Source organism: Sorangiineae bacterium MSr11954, assembly GCA_037157815.1.
Taxonomy (GTDB): Bacteria; Myxococcota_A; Polyangia; order Polyangiales; family Polyangiaceae; genus Pendulispora; species Pendulispora albinea.
On sequence record CP089984.1, the window covers coordinates 12,087,928 to 12,106,128 of the forward strand.

17 protein-coding genes are annotated in these 18,201 nt (G+C 67.2%); 10 read left to right on the forward strand and 7 right to left on the reverse strand.

What is annotated here, in order from left to right:
- Positions 1 to 49: 49 nt before the first annotated feature.
- The 5 genes from LZC94_47880 to pqqB are packed head-to-tail and all read right to left on the reverse strand — an operon-like array spanning position 50 to position 4,289.
- Entirely contained in the window at positions 50 to 1,240 is a 1,191-nt protein-coding gene (locus LZC94_47880) for an MFS transporter (protein WXB15530.1), read from the reverse strand.
- On the reverse strand, positions 1,233 to 2,339 hold the full coding sequence (gene pqqE / locus LZC94_47885; GenBank protein ID WXB15531.1) for a pyrroloquinoline quinone biosynthesis protein PqqE: 1,107 nt from the start codon (positions 2,337 to 2,339) through the stop codon (positions 1,233 to 1,235). The genes LZC94_47880 and pqqE overlap by 8 nt, the downstream gene beginning before the upstream one ends.
- Positions 2,336 to 2,614, reverse strand: a complete 279-nt coding sequence (gene pqqD / locus LZC94_47890; protein WXB15532.1) for a pyrroloquinoline quinone biosynthesis peptide chaperone PqqD — start codon at positions 2,612 to 2,614, stop codon at positions 2,336 to 2,338. Before pqqD ends, pqqE begins: the two co-directional genes overlap by 4 nt.
- Entirely contained in the window at positions 2,611 to 3,369 is a 759-nt protein-coding gene (pqqC, locus tag LZC94_47895; GenBank protein WXB15533.1) for a pyrroloquinoline-quinone synthase PqqC, read from the reverse strand. Before pqqC ends, pqqD begins: the two co-directional genes overlap by 4 nt.
- The gene (gene pqqB, locus LZC94_47900) at positions 3,366 to 4,289 is read right to left on the reverse strand and encodes a pyrroloquinoline quinone biosynthesis protein PqqB (protein WXB15534.1); all 924 of its coding nucleotides are present in this window, start codon (positions 4,287 to 4,289) and stop codon (positions 3,366 to 3,368) included. Before pqqB ends, pqqC begins: the two co-directional genes overlap by 4 nt.
- A gap of 110 nt (positions 4,290 to 4,399) precedes the next feature.
- Between pqqB and LZC94_47905 the strand changes: the two genes are divergently transcribed.
- The 4 genes from LZC94_47905 (at position 4,400) to LZC94_47920 (ending at position 7,901) form a co-directional block, all read left to right on the forward strand.
- Entirely contained in the window at positions 4,400 to 4,543 is a 144-nt protein-coding gene (locus LZC94_47905) for a hypothetical protein (protein ID WXB15535.1), read from the forward strand.
- Between the two features lie 232 nt (positions 4,544 to 4,775).
- Complete coding sequence (locus tag LZC94_47910) at positions 4,776 to 5,801, forward strand: NAD(P)-dependent alcohol dehydrogenase (GenBank protein ID WXB15536.1); 1,026 nt, start codon at positions 4,776 to 4,778, stop codon at positions 5,799 to 5,801.
- A gap of 280 nt (positions 5,802 to 6,081) precedes the next feature.
- Positions 6,082 to 6,306 carry a hypothetical protein gene (locus LZC94_47915; protein ID WXB15537.1) on the forward strand — a complete coding sequence of 75 codons (225 nt, stop codon included), beginning with the start codon at positions 6,082 to 6,084 and terminating at the stop codon, positions 6,304 to 6,306.
- A gap of 191 nt (positions 6,307 to 6,497) precedes the next feature.
- Positions 6,498 to 7,901: a diguanylate cyclase gene (locus tag LZC94_47920; GenBank protein WXB15538.1), complete on the forward strand. Its 1,404-nt coding sequence runs from the start codon at positions 6,498 to 6,500 to the stop codon at positions 7,899 to 7,901.
- Between the two features lie 62 nt (positions 7,902 to 7,963).
- On the opposite strand, the gene LZC94_47925 is transcribed toward LZC94_47920, so the two are convergent.
- Positions 7,964 to 9,169: an aminotransferase class I/II-fold pyridoxal phosphate-dependent enzyme gene (locus tag LZC94_47925; GenBank protein ID WXB15539.1), complete on the reverse strand. Its 1,206-nt coding sequence runs from the start codon at positions 9,167 to 9,169 to the stop codon at positions 7,964 to 7,966.
- A 275-nt stretch (positions 9,170 to 9,444) separates the two neighbouring features.
- Here LZC94_47925 and LZC94_47930 point away from each other — a divergent pair, with 275 nt between their 5' ends.
- Entirely contained in the window at positions 9,445 to 10,608 is a 1,164-nt protein-coding gene (locus tag LZC94_47930) for a hypothetical protein (protein ID WXB15540.1), read from the forward strand.
- Positions 10,605 to 11,399, forward strand: coding sequence for an MXAN_2562 family outer membrane beta-barrel protein (locus LZC94_47935; protein ID WXB15541.1), 795 nt, complete (start codon positions 10,605 to 10,607; stop codon positions 11,397 to 11,399). The genes LZC94_47930 and LZC94_47935 overlap by 4 nt, the downstream gene beginning before the upstream one ends.
- 100 nt (positions 11,400 to 11,499) lie before the next feature.
- Here the strand turns inward: LZC94_47935 and grxC are convergent, their stop codons facing one another.
- Positions 11,500 to 11,769, reverse strand: a complete 270-nt coding sequence (gene grxC / locus LZC94_47940) for a glutaredoxin 3 (protein WXB15542.1) — start codon at positions 11,767 to 11,769, stop codon at positions 11,500 to 11,502.
- A gap of 235 nt (positions 11,770 to 12,004) precedes the next feature.
- Here grxC and LZC94_47945 point away from each other — a divergent pair, with 235 nt between their 5' ends.
- From LZC94_47945 to LZC94_47960, 4 genes are read left to right on the forward strand one after another with little or no spacing between them, the layout of a single operon-like run.
- Positions 12,005 to 14,614: an AAA family ATPase gene (locus tag LZC94_47945; protein WXB15543.1), complete on the forward strand. Its 2,610-nt coding sequence runs from the start codon at positions 12,005 to 12,007 to the stop codon at positions 14,612 to 14,614.
- Positions 14,611 to 16,089 carry a Mur ligase domain-containing protein gene (locus LZC94_47950; GenBank protein ID WXB15544.1) on the forward strand — a complete coding sequence of 493 codons (1,479 nt, stop codon included), beginning with the start codon at positions 14,611 to 14,613 and terminating at the stop codon, positions 16,087 to 16,089. Before LZC94_47945 ends, LZC94_47950 begins: the two co-directional genes overlap by 4 nt.
- A complete protein-coding gene (locus LZC94_47955) occupies positions 16,086 to 16,997 on the forward strand; it encodes an inositol monophosphatase (protein ID WXB15545.1) in 912 nt (303 codons plus the stop codon). The genes LZC94_47950 and LZC94_47955 overlap by 4 nt, the downstream gene beginning before the upstream one ends.
- A gap of 2 nt (positions 16,998 to 16,999) precedes the next feature.
- A complete protein-coding gene (locus tag LZC94_47960; GenBank protein WXB20331.1) occupies positions 17,000 to 18,196 on the forward strand; it encodes a VWA domain-containing protein in 1,197 nt (398 codons plus the stop codon).
- Positions 18,197 to 18,201 lie beyond the last annotated feature (5 nt).

Sequence of the window (18,201 nt, forward strand, 5' to 3'; positions counted from 1 at the left end):
CGCAACGTTCGCGTTCGGCTGTTGCCGCGGGTTCGGTGAATTTCTTTCGCTAAATGCGCGGTGCCGACGCGATGGCCGAGCCGACCAGGGCCAAGGTGGCGCAGGCGAGCATGACGGAGCGGAACTCGCCGGTGCGCTGAAGGAGCGCGGCGGCGAGGGCGACGCCGCATGTCATGCCGATGTTGCGGGCCATGGCGGCGGCGGCGGCGGCGGTGCTCTGGCGCTCTTTGGGCGCGGCGCCCATGATGGAGGCGTTGTTGGGCGCGATGAAGATGCCCGCGCCAAGGCCGATGAGCGCGAGGGCGCTCATGATGGCCAGCGCGCCGTGGTTGGCGGCGGGCGGAAGGAGAAGGCAGCCGCCGGCGACGGCGCACATGCCCATGGCGCACGGGCTGCGCGGGCCAAAGCGGTCGGCCAGCCATCCGCCGATGGGGGCGACGACGGCCATCATCGCCGGCTGCGGGGTCATGAGGAGGCCCGCCTCGTGCGGGGAGATGCCGCGCGCATGCTGCAGCTGGAACGGGAGCGCGAACGAGATCATGAACGTCGTGGCGTAGAGGACGAGCGCGCCGGCGATGCCCATCACGAACGACGTGTCGCGAAAGAGCTCGAATGGAAACGCCGAGAACGCGCTCGCGCGCTTCTTGGCACCCTCCGACTCGTTCTCGAGCCAGAGAAAGCCGAGCAAGGTGCCGAGGGCGGCGACCCCCGCCAGCACCACGAAAATGGCCCGCCACCCGACGGCCACCACCAAGACGCCCCCCAACGTGGGGCCGAGCACCAAGCCGACATACGTGAGCGAGAGCTGAAGGCCGAGGGCCCGCGCCCGGTGCGTGGGCGGAAAGGCGCGGATGACGATGGCGGCGCCGTTGGCCATGAGCATCGATGCGCCCGCGCCTTGAAAGCCGCGCGCGATGGTCAACGCGGTGAGCCCGCCCGCCCGCGCGCAGAAGAGCGCCGCGATGCCGAAGGCCGCGAAGCCGGTGACGAACACGCGCTTGGACCCCATCACGTCGCCCAGGTGCCCGAAGATGGGGAGCAGCACCGTGATGGCGATCAGGTACACCGTGAAGATACGGCTGATTTGCCCCGGCCCCAGGCCGAGATCGCGCGCGATGACGGGCGCGGAGATGTTGACGAGGTTGGTGCTGAGCGCCGCCATGAACGAGCCCAGGCCGCACGCGGCGACGACGCGAAATCGCGCGCTGGTGATTCGCGAGAGCGCCGCGACGTCATCCACGATACAGGTATCGCCTTGGCTTGGCGGTCGCGCGGGCGGCGAGCACCAAGTCGTGATGGGGGGAGAGCGCGCACACCGGATCGGTGGCGTCGGGGTCGCCGGTGAGCGCAAAGGCTTGGCAGCGGCAGCCGCCGAAGTCGATGGTCTTGCGCTCGCAGCTCTTGCACGGCTCGGGCATCCACGCATCGCCGCGGTAGGCGCGGAGCGCGGGGGAGTCGGTCCAGATGTCACCGAGGGGGCGCTGGCGCACGCTCTCGAAGGAGAGCGTCTTGATCTCCATGGCCGCATGGCACGGCAGGACGAAGCCGTCGGGCGTCATGTGAACGAATCGTCGTGCCCAGCCATCCATGCATGCCTTGGGGGTGCTGGAGAAGTAATCGGGTTTCACGAACAGTACATCCATTTTGCCGCGCAGCCTCGCTTTCGCACGCGCAGCCACGGCAGAGGCGCTCTCGAGTTGCTCGGGGGATGGCAGGAGCGCGTCACGGTTGCTCATCGCCCATGCGTGGTATTGCGTATTGGCGAGCTCGACCCGGTCCGCACCGAGATTTTCCGCCAGATCGATGATGGCCTCCACCTCTTCGAGGTTTGCGCGATGAAGGACCACATTGATGGTGAGCGGCAAGCCCAGCTCTTTGACCCAGCGCGCCACGCGAAGTTTTTGTTCGTGGCCCTCGTAGCCGGCGATGGCGTCCGCCAGCTCGGCTTTGGTGCCCTGGAAGCTCACCTGCACATGATCGATGCCGGCAGCCTTGAGCCCCACGAGCCGCTCGCGCGCCAGCGGGACACCGCTCGTCACCAGGTTCGAGTACAAGCCGAGCTCGCGCGCACGCTGCACGATGGGCTCCAGATCCTTGCGCGCCAGCGGCTCGCCGCCGCTGAAGTGGACCTGCACCACGCCCAGGGCCTCCGCGTCCTCCAGCGCGCGAAGCCACTCGGCCGTCGTCAGCTCCTGGCGGTGCGCGCGAAGATCCGTGGGGTTCGAGCAATAAGGGCACTTGAGCGCGCACCGGTACGTGAGCTCGGCGATGAGCGTATACGGGCGCGGCGCGCCGTGGGTTCCAGCGTTGCCGTCGTGGCCCTCGAAGGCTTGGCTCATGTCGACTCCAACAAGCCGCGCGCGGCCAGGTCTTCGAGAAAGGCGATGACGTCGCGCTCGATCTGCTCCTCGGTCGCGCCTTGGGTGGTGGCGGCGAGTTGGTGCGCGATCTCCGAGACCGAGCGCGTTCCATCGCATCGTTCGGCGATGGCGGCCGCGGATTGGCTCAAGAGGAGCCCGCGCTCCGGATAAAGGAGCATGTGCTGGCCCTCGTGCCGGTCGAAACGAAGGCGCGCCTTCTTCGCCAGCTTGGGAACCGTGGTGGCCGCGATCATCGCGCACCTGGCTCGTGGGCCACGCCGATCGCGTTGGTCGCGTTGGTCGCGCCGGTCGCCGCCGGCACCCCCGTGGCATTGCTGACGGCGTCGAGCAGCGCCCAGAGAATGTGGCACTTGGTGATGAGCGCATCGAGGCAGCGCTCTTGCTGCTCGCGGGTGGCGGCGTGCGCCAGCACGTAGTCGATGGCCTGCCGCGAGTCGACCTTGGCGCGGGTGACCCGGTTGCGAAAGTAGGCGAGGGTCTCGCCGTCGACCCACGGGTAGTGCGTCTCCCAGGCGGCGATGCGCCGGGTCATGATGTCGGGCGAGAAGAACTCCGTGAGCGACGAGGCCACCGCCTCCACCAGCGGCCGCTCGCGCACCAGCTGCACATAGCCATCGCACGCGAAGCGCACCCCCGGGAGCACGCGCGCGAGGCTCTTGACCGCCGCCACGTCGAGCCCCACGCCGCCCGCGAGCCGCTGCCACTGCGCGAGCCCGCCCTCGCCCTCGGCGGCGCCGTCGTGATCGACGATGCGCTGCATCCACATGCGCCGGAAGGCGGGGTCGTCCGACTTGGAGAGGATGATGGCGTCTTTGATGGGGATGCGCGTTTGATAATAGTAACGATTCAGCACCCACGCTTGGATCTGCGCGCGCGTGAGCGAGCCTTCGTGCATTCGAATGTGGAAGGGGTGATGGTCGTGGTAGCGCTTTTCGCCTTCTTCGCGCAGCCGCGCCACGAAATCGTCCTTCGAGAGGGCGGTGCTCATAAGGTGATCTCCATACCGTCGAATGCAATTTCGAATCCCGCGCGCTCCACCGTGCGGCGCTCCTCGGAGGCGAGCGAGAGAATGGGATTGGTATTGTTGATGTGCGTGTAGATCTTGCGGCAACCGGGGATCGAGGCAAGGCGCGCGAGGCTGCCCGTCTCGCCTTCGATGGGAATGTGCGCCATGTCCTTGGCCAGGGAGCGCGAGAGCTCGAGCTTGCGCAGCTCGTCCTCGCAATAAAAGGTGCCGTCGAACAAGAGCACGGCGTGCCCTTCGAGATCGGTACGGCGCTCGAGATCGGCGCAGGCCGTCAGGTACACGGCGGTCTTTTTAGGCGAGGTGCCATCGTGAAGCACGAGCCCGACATTGTCCTCGTCGCTGGCGGTGCCCGATGCCATGAGGTGCACCGGCAGCTTCCCCGGCGCAGCAAAGGCGCGAATGTGTACCCCCGTGGTTTCACCCGAAGCGTCTCGAATCTCCACCTCGCGCCCGATCTCCAAGGTGCGCAATACGAGCTGTCCTTCGAAGCGCTGCAAGGTGCGCAAAAAGGCATTCTCCTCCAACCCTCGACGCACTGCGCTGGTCGCGTAGAGCGCGAGCGGATACGACTCCCGCAGCGAAAAAAGCCCGAGAACGTGATCCATGTCGCCATTGGTCAGCACGATGGCGCGAATCGGCGAATGTCTGGGCGCTTTCGGCCATAACGGGCGCGTTCTCTTGATTTGCTCGAGCAAATCCGGGGATGCATTGACGAGTACGTACGAGGCATCGCGCGGATCCCGCGCGGTCACCGCTAGCGAATCTTGGGTGCGGGGCTCGAAATTTGCGCGCCCTTCCCTCACCGCGATGCAGTTCGGACAACCACAATTCCATTGGGGGAAGCCGCCACCGGCGGCCGATCCGAGCACTGTGAGGTTCATGAACGTATACTCTCCTCCGCGTGCTTGCCTTTGTTAAGAATCTTTACTAACCCCGAAGGCCTGGTACGTGCACGCGCAGTCGAGAGTGCCCCAACCAAGGAGCGAGGACCATGCAGACTTCGACGGCCACGACGTGGGAGAAACCGAAGGCAATCGAGATCAAGATGGATGCGGAGATCTCGTCCTATCAAGAAGAAGATCCGTGGCGGGACGCGCCCCCCATTTGCGACCCGAGCATCGCCAATCCTGAATAGTTGTAGGCAGTCCAGCTGAAGAAAGAAAATCACAGGAAGACGGACCATTCCCTATCTTCATCGTCCCGTCTTCCTGTGATTTTTTGCGCGGAATGCGACGGACGGCGGTGCGCGACGGATGCGCCCGAATGCACGGAAGGCGACCGATGCGACATGGTCGTGCATTTCTGCTTGTTGAACATGCAAACTTCGGCACTGTTGCACGGCGGCCGGCGGGTGCATCGTTGGGCGCATGAAAGCTTTCGAACTCTCGCACTTCGGCCTCGATGGTCTGCGTCTCGTGGAGCGTCCCGATCCGACGCCCGGCCCGGGCCAAATCCTGTTGCGCATGCGGGCGGCGTCGTTGAACTACCGCGACCTGAGCGTGGTGCGCGGTGAGTATCTGTCGCTGAAGCCGCCGTTCATTCCCATCTCGGATGGCATGGGCGAGGTCGTTGCGCTCGGCCCGGGTGTGCGCCGCTTCAAGGTAGGCGATCGCGTGCTGCCCGCGTACATCACCAACTGGATCAACGGTGAACCGCCCGCCGACAACATGTCCCGCTTGGGCGGACCGCTCGACGGCGTGCTGGCCGAGTACATGGCGGTCTCCGAGGAGTCCGCGGTCCACGCGCCCTCGCATTTGAGCGACGTCGAGGCGGTGACGCTTCCCATCGCCGCGCTCACGGCGTGGCAGACCCTGTTCGTCTATGGCTCGCTGCAGCTCGGGCAGACGGTGGTCGTGCAAGGGAGCGGCGGCGTGTCGCTCTTTGCGCTCATGCTCGCGCGCGCGGCCGGCGCCGAGGTCATCGCCACCTCGGGCAACCCTGCGAAGCTCGCGCGGCTCAAGGAGCTTGGCGCGCACCACGTGATCAACTACCGTGAAACACCCGATTGGGATAAGCGCGTCCTCGAGCTCACCGAGCGACAAGGCGTGCGCGGCGCGGACCATGTGCTCGACATCGCCGGCGGCGAGACCTTGAAGCGCTCCATCGCGGCCGCGCGCGTCGGGGGGACCGTGTATGTCGTCGGGTTCGTCGAAGGCCTGTCGACGACGTTGGATCTGCTCCCCACGGTGACCCGTAGGATCCGCTTGCAAGCGGTTTCCGGCGGTCATCGAACCAGCCTGGAGGCGTTGGTGCGCGCGATGGAGTTGCACCGCATCACGCCGGTGGTCGATAAAGTTTTTCCCGTGACCGAGGTGCGTGAGGCGCTCGATTACTTGGGAAAGGGCACGCACTTTGGAAAAGTCGCGTTGTCGTTCGAAGGTTTCGGCAGGTAACGAGGTATAACGCGCGTCCTCATCATCTCGGCAGGGCCGCCGAGTTCGTCGATGCTCGACTCGGCGGTCGGTCCGGCAAGCGCGTTTTCGCGCGACGCAGACGACGACCGCCAGGTCGGAAACAACGGTCACGACGACGTCACGTCGCGATCACGGAGCGGCCATAGCGGCCCGCGAGGATGCGTGTATCGTGCACATCGTGCGGCCGCCCCGTGCGCTCGCGAGGTTCGAAATGCATGCACGCGGCATTGACGATCATGCGCCCCGCGTGGGATTCCTCTTGGACCTCGTGAACGCGCTGCGGAACATCCCCATCATGCTTCGTCCAAAGGAAGACGGTTCCTACGAAGCAGAATGCCTCATGGTGCCGGGCTGCATGTGCACGGCGCGCACGCGGCAGCAAGCGCTCGAGACCATGCAGGGGCTCGTGAGCCAAGCGCTCCGCGAGGAGAAGGTTCGTGCCACGCGGTACGAAATCGTTTACCTCGCGGTGAGCGCGACCTGAGGTTTTGCGGGCTTTCTTTGCAACCAAACGGCAACGGTACGCTGCGCACTCCGCCGCACCGCTGTGACGTTTTGCCTCACGCATCGTTCATGTCGGTGCGCCTTTGCGCGAAGGCTCCACCGCTGCCGTCCGAGGAGGCGGCCCATCGATCGTGAGCCCGAATTTTGCCTAGGGCTTTCTTCGAGCTTTCCATGGGTGAAGAACGAATCGGGTCGCGCGAGGCACCGCCGAAGGGGTCTGCATTGGTGGTCGACGGAGACAAAGAGACGCGGGCGAATCTTCGGCGGGCACTGCCAGCGGGGATGTTTCGCGTGGTCGAAGCAACGGACGCGTGGGAAGCGCTTGCCAAGCTGGATGCGGCGCCCGACGCGGTCGAGCTCTTGGTGCTCGATGCATCGCAAGCGCGTCCCTCGACCCTGGAGATGACCCGCCGTCTGCGTCGCGGCGAGGCCACCGCGCACCTGCCCATTTTCGCCTTCACGTGGCGGCCGCTCAGCGAGGTCGAGGTGCAGCGCATGGTGGAGCACGGCGTGACCGACATCGTGCAAATGCCCGCGTCGCCCTCGGGGCTCGCCGCCAAGCTGCGGACGGCGACCGAGCAGGTGCGGTTCGTGCGCAAGCTGCAGAAGGAGCTCGTGTTCGCCCAGAAGAACGCGACCGTCGACGAGCTCACGGAGCTCGGCAACCGGCGCGGGTTCGAGGCGCGCGTGCTCGAAGAGAGCGCTTACGCCAAGCGCCACAAGGAGCCCTTCTCGGTGCTGCTCCTCGATTTGGATCGCTTCAAGTCCATCAACGATCGCTTCGGGCACGACGAGGGCGATCGCGTGCTCGCGCATTTCGCCGCGGCCCTTCGCACGGTCACGCGCGGCGAGGACGTAGCCTTTCGCTACGGCGGGGACGAGTTCGTCCTGCTCCTGCGCGCCTGCGACGGCACCCGCGCCCGCGATGTGGCCGGGCGTCTGCGCGCGCACCTGCACCAGCACCCGTTTCGCTTCTCGGACGGCACCTTGGCGCCGATTCCCTTCAGCGGTGGTGTGGCCGCGGTGCTCCCCAACGAGACGTTCGCGGGGCAAGATCTCTTCGGCCGCGCCGACGTGGCGCTCTACCGCGCCAAGAACGGGGGCCGCGATCGCGTCTTCGTGTGGGGCATCGACGAGACGCGCGAGGCGCCGGTATCGGGCCGGCGGGTGGCCTCGCGCAACCTGGTGACCACGCCCTTCACGCCCACCACCTTGGTGCGCACCTTGCGGCAGGGCCGGGCGCTCATCTCGAGCGAGGCGCGCTGGATCCCGCGGGGCTACGCGCAAGATCGGGAGGGCCGATGGTGCCCGGTGGGGAGCGAGAGCGCCGCGCGATTCAGCGTGCTGGGGGCGCTGGTGCGCGTGGGCGGGGGCTCGCGCGACGTGCTGGCCCTGGCGCGCCGTTCGTTTCAGCACATCGCGCCCGAGCTCTACGAGAAGCTGACCAACGAGGAGCTCCCGTTCACCCACGCGGACGCGATGGAGCTGTTGGACCGCACCATCACGCGCCTCGACGCCACGGTGGTGACCATGCGGCCGCACACCGCGGACTCGTCGAATCGAAACGCATCGTAGCGCGTCGCCGCGCGGCGAGCGTCGCCGCGCGGCGAGCGTCGCCGCGCGCGGCGCGTTCGTCGTTAGACGGCGAGGGCCTCGACCAGGGCGGCGACGTCCTGTTGCGGAACGGCGCAGAGGCCCACGCGGAGGGCGCCCGTGATGGGGACGACGAAGACCCCGCGGTCGCGCATCTTGGCGGCTTTTTCGCTGGCCTGGTCGGTGAAGACGGAGACGAAGAAGCCGCCGTCGTAGCGCGGGTAGTTCAGGTTCTTGCCGTGGGCGAGCTCGTTGAAGACGTTCACGCGCTTCAAGAGCAGCTGGCGTTTGACCTCGCGCTCCGCGTCGGCGGCGGCCTTGAGGGCGGGATCGGAGAGGAGGCGGGTGATGGCGTGCTGGCCGCCCGCGTTGCAGTTGGACCAGGTGCCGCGCGACGAATAGGCGAGCGCGTTCTGGGTGGCGGCGCGATCTTTGTCGTCGCCCACACACGCGACCAGCGCGCCCACGCGCAGTCCATAGTGCGTAAATGTCTTGGAGGCGCTCCACGCGAACAGGAGCCCCGCCTTGCCGAGCAGCGGGGTGAGCTCGCTCAGATGATCCCAGGGCGCACCCGCGCTGTAGGCGGCGTAGGCCACGTCGACCAAGAGGGTGATGGGGGCGCGCTCGGCGTGCGGGACGAGCCGCTCGACCACCTGCTTCCACTCCTCGCGGCGCATCGAGTAGCCGGTGGGGTTGTGGCATGGGTCGTTGATGAAGAGCAGCACGCGGCCTTGCTCGTCGATCTGCTTGGCCACCGCGCGGTCGAGGGCATCGACATCGAGCTTGCCGTCGGCCGAGAACATATTGAAGGTCGCGACCTTTCGCTCGGCCTCGTCGGCCAACGTTTTGTAGGGCGCCCAGAAGTAGCTGGTGGTGAGCAGCGCCTGGCCCGGCTCGAGGTAGTTGGCGATCGCATGCCGCAGGGCGCCCGATCCGCCGGGGGTGGCCACGGCGGTGCTCGCGGCCCGAAGCCGCGGCTCGCCGGACAACAGGTCATTCTGCACCGCCTCGAGAAACGCCGGCGTGCCCGCGATGGGAGCGTACGCGGCCCAGGCAGCGGCCTCCGTCTCGTGCACCACGCGCGCCGCCGTGGGCAGGACGGACAAGCTGCCGTCGTCGTCGAGGAGCACGCCGATGGTCGCGTTGATGATCTTCTCCCCCTTGGACGCGCGGGCTACAGCGTCGCGGTGCAGGGAAAAAATGGGGTCATCGGAGGGTCGGCTGCGGTGCGAAGGGATCAGGTGGATCACGAGGGATCTCCGCGGGTGGGTGAATGGGACGAGGTTCGCAGGTCTTTATGCCAGATTGTCAGCCGGCCGTGGGGTGAAGGGCGGAATAGGTGCCACCTTGGCTGACGGGCGGTCACTTTCCGAGCATCTCCTCGGAAAAATAAGCGTGGCATGTACTATGCTCGTTCACCGCTCGCGGCCGCATGCCCGCAAGGTGATCCTCGTCAATGCGCATTTTCTCTTCCTTCCCTCGGTTTTCGACTTTCTGGCGTGCCGTTTTGGCGTTGTGTGCAGCCATGCTCGTGCTCGTCTCTTACGAGACGCCCGCCGACGCGGCGCTGACGATCACGCTCGGCACACCGATCAAGCGCGTGAAGCCCGATGGCTCCAACGCCGATGCGCACCCGCAAGGCGTCCTCGAGACGACCTTGACCAAAGAGGACTGCGACAAGGACGTGCGGATCCGCTTTCCGCTCAACCTTCAAGGCATCGACGACAGCCACAACCTGGAGATCTGGTCGGGCGCTTCGTGCGAGACGACCACGTCCCGCACCTCGGCCACCGCCACGTGCGGACAGGTTGCGGCGACGATCGGCGGAGGGTCGCTGAAGACGGCCATCACCGTCGATATCCGCGTTCAAGATCTGGCGCAGCAGCTGAACGCGAACCCCAAGAACGTGCAGTACACGCCGGCCAACTCGAGCGCGTGCGATTCGCAAGCGACGACCGGCGCGCAATCGATCACCATCTATTTTCTCTGGCTCGCGAACTCGGCGTCCGCCCCCGATGGGAGCCAGACGACCCAAGTCCAGTTGTCCACCAAGGGCCCGAAAGGCCCGGACTCGGTGACCGCGGGCGAGGGCGATCGCGTCTTGGTCATTCGTTGGAATGCTCCCAGCGGCGTGGCCACCTCCATCTCGGGTTACGACGTCTTTTGCGACCCGGTCGATAGCCTCTCCCCCAACGATCCCGCGCCGTCGGACGGTGGAACGACGGACGCAGGGTCGACGCTCGTGTGCCCCGACGGAGGGTTCACCGACGCCGGGCCAGATGCCTCGGGGACCCCCATCGATGCCGGCCCATGCGTCCTCGTGCCCAACGATGGGGGAGGAGGCGGAGGAGGCGGCGGCGCCTGCCCGTACACGCCCAAGACGAAGCGCACCACCGTGCAGAGCACGGCCTCGACCAGCGCGACCGTGAAAGATCTCGTCAACGGGGTTCAGTACGCGTGCGCCGTGGCGGCCATCGACAAGGCGAAGAACTCGGGCGAGCTCTCGTCCGCGGCGTGCGGCACCCCCGGTCCGGTCGGCGACTTTTTCTACCGATACCGCGAGGCGGGCGGTCTCGCCGGAGGCTGCGCGCTCGAAGGCGCGCCGGTGACGGACGGTGTGGTGATTGGCGCAGCATCGATGTTTGGACTCGCCCTCGTGCGACGGCGTCGGAAAGGAAAGCGTTCATGAGACTCGCGCCCGCGTGCGCCGTCTTGGCGTTCACCGCGATGGGTCTGGTCTCCACGACAGCCTCCGCCGGCGACGACGATGCCATCCTGCGGCCTCGTCACCGAAACTACGAATCGCCGCAGAACTTCGCGCTGGAGTTTCGCTTCGCGCCCTACAAGCCGCAGATCGACGACGAGTTCAAAGGGACGGGGAAGACCCCGTGGAGGGACGCCTTCGGAGACTCGTCGCGCCTCCTGTTCGCCGTCGAATTCGACTGGCAGGCCATCCGCATCCCATACCTCGGGACCCTGGGACCCGGTGTGTCCATCGGCTACACCACCATGAGCGGCCCCGCGAAGAAGCTCTCGGACACGGGCCAGATCACCGACACGGACTCCGGCACCGACACCACGCTCTCCGTCTTCCCGATGTATGCCGTGGGCGTGCTGCGCGCCGACGTCTTCATGCGCGAGCTCGGCATCCCGCTCGTCCCCTACGGAAAAGCGGGGGTCGGCTATGTCCCTTGGCGCACGTACACCGAAGGCGGCACCTCGTACCGCGATTCACCCGACGGGTCGACGACGGCCTACGGCAAAGGTCAAACCTGGGGCGCTCACTTTGCCGCGGGCCTCGCATTCCAAATGGACGTGCTCGACCGCCGCACGGCGAAGAACCTCGACAATCAAATCGGGATCAACCACACGTACCTGTACGCGGAGTGGATGTTCGCCTCGTACAAGGGGATCGGTCAAAACAACGTCCTCCTCGTGGGCACCAGCACCTGGGTGGCTGGGCTCTCGTTCGAGATGTGAGCTCCGTGTGAGGGGATAGCGGATACGGGAGGGCGTAAGGCACGGGGACGTCTGGCGCGACGCGTCCCCGTGCAGCTGCGCGCTCCCGGCTCGATACGAGCTACGCCGATTGCGGGACGGCGAGGCGGCGGGCGAGCTCGCCAGAGCGGTCGAGCTCGTGGAGCTCGCTGGCGCCTCCGATGGGGGTGCCGTGGATGAAGATTTGTGGGACGGTGCGTTGGCCGGTGGCTTTGACGAGCCAGGCGCGCTTTTCGTCGTCGGTGCTGACGTCGATTTCGTCGAAGGCGATGTTCCGCTTGGTGAGGAGCATCTTGGCGCGGACGCAATAGCCGCAGTGGTCGGTGGTGTAGATCTGAACGGGGGCGGTCATGGGGTCTCCGGGATCGGACGGTAGGCTCTCCTACCCGTCGAAAAGGTAGGGAAGTCGCGCTGCGATTCCCAGGGTTGGTCCTCGGCCCCGCGATGGCAAGGGATCGGGGTCGCGCTGCGCGGACCTCGGGCGGGACCAAAACGCGGGCGAGAGCGACCTCGGACGCGAGCAGGCGGCTTGCAGACCGTGCAGACGAGGAAGCGAAGAGCCTCGGGGGATGTTACCTTCCCGCCCGATGGCTGCCGATCACACCATTCATCTCGACCGCTATGCGCCCGACGCCAAGGCGCTCGTTGCCGGGGCGCAGTCGCTCGCCGACGAGCGCAAGCATGCGCAAGTGGAGCCCATTCATCTGCTCGCGCGCGCCATCGATCGCGACCGCGGGGTCGCCGAGGTCTTCCGGAAGTCAGGCGCCGACCCCTCGGACGTGGCCGTCGAGGCGGAGTCGGCGCTTTCCCGGCTTGGAAAGACGACCAGCGGGCTCTCGTACCTCTCGCCTGCCATGCTGGAGCTCCTCCGGCGCGCCGAGAAGGAGGCGACCGGAAATACCGTGCAGGTCGAGCACCTGCTCAACGCGCTCTCCCAGGAAATCCGCGGGGCCGCGGCCGTCGTCCTTCAAGCGTTCCAGCTGGGGCCCGGCTCCTTTCGCCCCCACATGGCCGCCCTTCGCAGTGTTCCGCGCGATGTGCCGGGGACGGCAGCCGCGTCCTCCGGAAATGGCGCCGAGGGTGCCGGGCGGTTTACGCAAGACTTGGTCGAGCGCGCGCGGCAAGGTGGCTTCGATCCCGTCATCGGACGCGACGTCGAGGTGCGCCGGCTCCTGCAGATCCTGGAGCGGCGCCACAAGAACCATCCGCTGCTGGTGGGCGATCCGGGCGTTGGAAAGACGGCCATCGTGGGGGCGCTGTGCATGCGCATCGCGGCCAAAGAGGTGCCGCACAACCTGTCCGCCCTCTCCATTTTGGAGCTCGAGACGGGGGCCCTGGTGGCCGGCGCGCGGCTTCGCGGCGAGATTGAAGAGCGCCTGAAGCAGGTGATCGGCGCCATGAAGGGCACCGCCGGCAGCGAACGGGTGCTCTACATCAGCGGCATCGACTCGCTCCTCGGCCAAGGCGCGGCCGGCAGCGGGGTGGGCGATCTGCTCAAGCCCATGCTCGCCCGCGGCGAGGTGCGCCTGCTCGCGTCGACCACGCCCGATGGTTTGCGCAAGATGCAGGAGCGCGATCCCGGCTTGCTCCGGCGGTTCTCGATCTTGACCATCGATGCGCCGCCGCCGGATCAGGCCATCGAGATGCTGCGCGGGCTGGCCACCAAGTTCGAGGCGCACCACAAAGTGCAAATCGGCGATCCCGCGGTGGTCGCCTCGGTGCACTTGGCCAAGCGCTACTTGCAGGATCGGGCCCTCCCCGACACGGCCATCGATCTGCTCGACGAGGCGGCCGCGCGAAAGCGGGTCGAGCTCGATGGGGTGCCGGCGGAGGTCGACAACGCCATCCGGCGCTTGGCATCCGTGAAGGCGCAGCACCAGTCGCTCCTCGACGACGACGACGCCATGAGCATCAAGACGCGCGAGCGCCTCGACAAAGAGCGCGCGCAGCTCGAGCCCTTGGTGGTCGAGATGCGGGCGCGGCTCGACTCGCGGCGCGGGGCGCTGGCGGCGGTGAACGCGCTGCGGGCCGAGCGCGAGAAGCTGGAGCAGCAGCTGACCGAGGCGCGCGGACGGCAAGATTTTGCGCGGCTCGGGGAGCTCGAGCACGTAACCATCCCCGACGTGAAACGGCGGCTCGAGGCGGCCGAGTTGGCGATGAAGCGCGACGATGGGGGCCGCACGTCCAACGTGGTGACGGAGGAGGACGTGGCGGTGGTGCTGGGCGATTGGACCGGCATCCCGGTGGCGAAGATGCTGGAGGCCGAGAACGAAAAGCTCCTCAAGATGGAGGAGCGACTCGGCCAGCGCGTGATCGGTCAGGACGAGGCGGTGCGGTCGGTGGCGCGCGCCGTGCGCCGCGGACGGGTGGGGCTCCGCGATCCGGGCAAGCCCATTGGGTCGTTCTTGTACCTGGGCCCCAGCGGGGTGGGCAAGACGGAGCTGGCCAAGGCGCTGGCGGAGTTTCTCTTCGACGACGAGCAGTCGATGACCCGGCTCGATATGAGCGAGTTCATGGAGAAGCACATGGCGCAGCGCCTGGTGGGCGCGCCGCCGGGCTATGTCGACAGCGAGCAAGGCGGCTTCTTGACCGAGGCCGTGCGCCGGCGCCCGTACAGCGTGCTGCTCTTCGACGAGGTGGAGAAGGCGCACGCCGACGTGTTCAACCTGCTGCTTCAAGTGCTCGACGACGGCCGGCTCACCGACGGGCGCGGGCGCACGGCGGACTTCTCGAACACGGTCGTCATCATGACGAGCAACATCGGCTCCAAGCGGATCCTCGAGACGGAGCCCCGCTTGTTCGAGACGGAGGAGGGCCGCGACGCCCTTCGCGACGTGCTCCGCGACGAGCTTCGCAACTTCTTGCGGCCCGAGTTCCTCAACCGCATCGATGACATCGTGGTGTTCCGCCCGCTGAGCAAGGCGGATCTTCGCGGCATCGTCGACATTCAGCTGCGGCGCTTGGAGAAGCTGATGGCCGATCGCGAGATCAAGCTGGATCTGACCGAGGCCGCCAAGATGAACTTGGTCGAGCAAGGGTACGAGCCCGCGTTCGGCGCGCGACCGTTGCGGCGCGCCATCTTGAAGCGGCTGCAGGATCCGCTGGCCGAGCAGATTTTGGCGGGCGGGTATGCCTCGGGCAGCGTGGTGCGCGTGGATGTCAAGGACGACGAGTTCGTCTTCGAAAAGGGTCGATGAGCAACGTCGTTCATCTCGTAGGCATTTCGGGCACGGGGATGGGGGCGCTCGCGATGCTCTTTCGCGAGCTGGGGTGGGAGGTGCGCGGGTCGGATCTGGCCTTCGATCCGCCCATCGGGCCGGCGCTCGAGGCGGCGGGGGTCACGTGCCTGCGCGGCTATGCGGCCGAGCACGTGGCGGGGGAGCTCGACCTGGTCGTCGTCGGCAACGCCATCCGGCGCGACAATGTGGAGGCCACGGCCGTGCGCGAGCGCGGGCTTCGGGCGCTCTCCATGTCGGCGGCGCTGCGCGAGTATTTTCTCACGGGGCGGCGTCCGCTGGTGGTGACGGGCACCCACGGCAAGACGACCACCAGCGCCATGAGCGCCTGGATCTGCGCCAGCGCCGATCTCGAGCCGGGGTACTTCATCGGCGGGCTGCCCAAGAATTTCCCCTCGGGGGCGGCGGTGGGCTCGCTGCGGCGCAAGATCGTCGGCGGCTCGGCGCCGCCTGCGCCCTTCGTCATCGAGGGCGACGAGTACGACGCGGTGTACTGGCACAAGGAGCCGAAGTTCTTCGACTACGTCGGCGTGGGCGAAGACGACGTCGTCATCGTGACGGGCATCGAGCACGATCACATCGACATCTATCCGGACGAAGCGAGCTATGTCGCGCAGTTCGCCAAGCTGGCCGCCAAGGTCCCCGAGGCGGGCCTCATCGTGTGCGACGCTAGCCAGCACCTGGCCGTGCGCACCTTGCAAGAGCACGCGCGGGCCCGCCTCGTGTTCTATGCCCTCGAGGGCGACGACACGGGCGAGCTCACCCCCACGTGGCTGGCGGCGCCCGCGCCCATCGATGCGGGCGGGATGCAGCCCTTCGATCTCTTCGTGGGCGGCATGTCGTGCGGGCGCTTCGCCATGAAGAGCCCCGGCGCGCACAACGTACGCGACGCGGTGGCCGCCCTTTGCGCGTGCGCCGAGGGCTTTCGCGTGCCCGTCTTGCGCGCCCGCACGGGGCTCGCCACCTTCGAAGGCGTGCGCCGCCGGCAGGATCTGCTCGGCGCCCCTCGCGGCATTTCCGTGTACGACGACTTTGCGCACCATCCCACCGCGGTGGAGGAGACGCTCGCCGCGCTCCGGGCCAAGCAAAAGGCCGCGCATGCCGAGCAGACGGGCGGCCGCCTCTGGGCCGTGTTCGAGCCGCGCAGCGCCACCGCCTGCCGCGCGCTGCACCAGCAAGCTTACGCCCGCGCGTTTGGCTCGGCCGACCTCGTCCTTCTGGCGCCGCTCGGGCGCGCGAACGTCCCTGCCGGCGAGCGGCTCGATCTCGAGCTCCTCGCCCGCGACATCGGGGACAAGGCCGAGGCCATGCCGAGCGTCGATGCCATCCTCGAGCGCCTGGCCGCCGAGGCCAGGCCCGGCGACGCGATCGCGCTCTTGTCCAACGGTGCTTTTGGGGGGCTTCATTCCCGTCTGCTCGCGAGGCTCACCCCATGACATCCGCATTCGACGTACAAACCGAAGATGGCCAGCGCGCATGCCTCGCCGTCGCCCTCGACGTTGCGCGCGAGGCCGCCCAACTCGTCTTCTCCGGTTGGCGAAAGACGCTCCGGGTCGAGCACAAAGGGCCCATTGATCTGGTGACCGATTTCGACAAGGCCAGCGAGGTGCTCGTGCGCAAACGGCTTCACGAGCGCACGCCCTTTGCCGTCGTGGGCGAGGAAGGCGGGGCCGACCCTCTCGTGCCCGGCGAGGTCGCGGCGTCCGGTGCAGGTGCGGCGCACGGTGCAGGTGCGGCACGAGGTGCAGGTGCGGCGCGAGGCGCGGCGAACGAGCCGCTTTGGTACGTGGATCCCATCGATGGGACCACCAACTTCGTGCACGGTCACCCGTTCTTCTGCGTCTCCATCGGGCTCGTCGTGAAGGGCATGCCGCTGCTGGGCGCGGTGGTCGCGCCCGCGCTTCGGTGCGAGTGGACGGGCATCGCCGGACGGTTTGCCACCCGCAACGGGGAGCCGTGCGAGGTGAGCCGCGTGGCCTCGTTCGGGGAGTCGCTGCTCGCCACCGGGTTTCCGTACGACCGCCGGGTCAGCGCCGACAACAACTTCGATGCGTTCGTCGCCATCAAGAAGAAGTGCCAAGCGGTGCGCCGCTGCGGATCGGCGGCCATGGATTTGTGCCTGGTGGCCGAGGGAACGTACGACGGCTACTGGGAGCGAAAGCTCAATCCGTGGGACATCTCCGGCGGGGCGGCCATCGTGTTGGGCGCCGGAGGACGCGTGACCAACTACCGCGGCAGCACCGAGAACCTTCTTGGCGGCGAGCTCATCGCAACCAATGGCAAGATTCACGACGATTTGATCGAAGAGCTTGCAAGGGTCCACGGCGCAGGCAGAACTACGTGAGCATGTTCGTCCCGTTTCTCTTCGAGCTGCGCGCGCGCAAAGTCAAAATCGGCGCGCAAGAGGCCATGTCCTTGGCGCGGGCGCTCGCGCTCGGTCTGCACGATAGCTCGCTCGACGGCTTCTACCATGTGGCGCGCGCCGTCTGCGTGCACCGCGAAGGGGATCTCGACGCCTTCGATCAGGCGTTCCTCTCGCACTTCCGCGGCATCGAGACGGCGAGCGTGCAACTGCTCGACGAGCTGGAAGAGTGGCTGAAAGACGCGCGCGATCGGCGCGAGCTGACCCCGGAGGAGCTGGCGCTCATCCAGTCGCTCGACATGGAGGAGCTGCGAAGGCTCTTCGAGGAGCGGCAGCGCGAGCAGAAGGAGCGCCACGACGGGGGCAATCGCTGGATCGGAACGGGCGGAACGAGCCCCTTCGGCGCCAACGGCGCGCACCCGAGCGGGCTTCGCGTGGGCAAAATGGGCGGTGGCCGCAGCGCGATGGGCATCGCGGACGCGCGCCGTTACAAGCCCTATCGCTCCGATCTGGTGCTGGACGTGCGTCAGATCGAGGTGGCGCTGCGCAAGCTTCGTGCGTTCGCGCGCGAGGGGGACGCGCTCGAGCTCGACCTCGACGAGACCATCTCCGAGACGGCCAAGAACGCGGGCGAGCTGGAGATCGTGCTCCGCCCGCCGAAGCGCTCCAATGTGCGCGTGCTGCTCTTGATGGACGTGGGCGGCTCGATGGATCCGCACGCGCACCTGGTCTCCCAGCTCTTCTCCGCGGCCAAGCGGGCCTCCAACATCCGCGAGCTGAAGACGTACTACTTTCACAACTGCATCTACGGAAACCTGTACGAGACCGAGCGCTTCGTCGATCCGGTGCGCGTGCGCGACGTGCTCGACGCCTGCCACGCCGAGTACAAACTGGTGATGGTGGGCGACGCGGCCATGCACCCGGGCGAGCTGCTCGGCGGCGGCGATTGGGCGTACTACTCGAAGCACCCCGGCGAGAGCTCGATGCAGGGCATTCGCTGGATGCAGCTCATCGCCGATCACTTCCGCAAGAGCGTGTGGCTCAACCCCGATCCGCCGCAGTACTGGAAGGGCGGCACCGCGGAGGCGCTCGCGCAGGTGTTTCCCATGTTCCAGCTCACGTTGGACGGGCTCGGGCAAGCCATCGCGCACCTGTCGCGCGGCGGCGCGCGCCGGCGCTGACCGCG

Bases quoted from the DNA above. Each gene is read 5' to 3' on its own strand.
- pqqE (WXB15531.1), bottom strand. From the start codon at position 2,339: ATGAGCCAAGCCTTCGAGGGCCACGACGGCAACGCTGGAACCCACGGC.
- pqqD (WXB15532.1), bottom strand. From the start codon at position 2,614: ATGATCGCGGCCACCACGGTTCCCAAGCTGGCGAAGAAGGCGCGCCTT.
- pqqC (WXB15533.1), bottom strand. From the start codon at position 3,369: ATGAGCACCGCCCTCTCGAAGGACGATTTCGTGGCGCGGCTGCGCGAA.
- pqqB (WXB15534.1), bottom strand. From the start codon at position 4,289: ATGAACCTCACAGTGCTCGGATCGGCCGCCGGTGGCGGCTTCCCCCAA.
- LZC94_47905 (WXB15535.1), top strand. From the start codon at position 4,400: ATGCAGACTTCGACGGCCACGACGTGGGAGAAACCGAAGGCAATCGAG.
- LZC94_47910 (WXB15536.1), top strand. From the start codon at position 4,776: ATGAAAGCTTTCGAACTCTCGCACTTCGGCCTCGATGGTCTGCGTCTC.
- LZC94_47920 (WXB15538.1), top strand. From the start codon at position 6,498: ATGGGTGAAGAACGAATCGGGTCGCGCGAGGCACCGCCGAAGGGGTCT.
- LZC94_47930 (WXB15540.1), top strand. From the start codon at position 9,445: ATGCTCGTGCTCGTCTCTTACGAGACGCCCGCCGACGCGGCGCTGACG.
- LZC94_47935 (WXB15541.1), top strand. From the start codon at position 10,605: ATGAGACTCGCGCCCGCGTGCGCCGTCTTGGCGTTCACCGCGATGGGT.
- grxC (WXB15542.1), bottom strand. From the start codon at position 11,769: ATGACCGCCCCCGTTCAGATCTACACCACCGACCACTGCGGCTATTGC.
- LZC94_47945 (WXB15543.1), top strand. From the start codon at position 12,005: ATGGCTGCCGATCACACCATTCATCTCGACCGCTATGCGCCCGACGCC.
- LZC94_47950 (WXB15544.1), top strand. From the start codon at position 14,611: ATGAGCAACGTCGTTCATCTCGTAGGCATTTCGGGCACGGGGATGGGG.
- LZC94_47955 (WXB15545.1), top strand. From the start codon at position 16,086: ATGACATCCGCATTCGACGTACAAACCGAAGATGGCCAGCGCGCATGC.
- LZC94_47960 (WXB20331.1), top strand. From the start codon at position 17,000: ATGTTCGTCCCGTTTCTCTTCGAGCTGCGCGCGCGCAAAGTCAAAATC.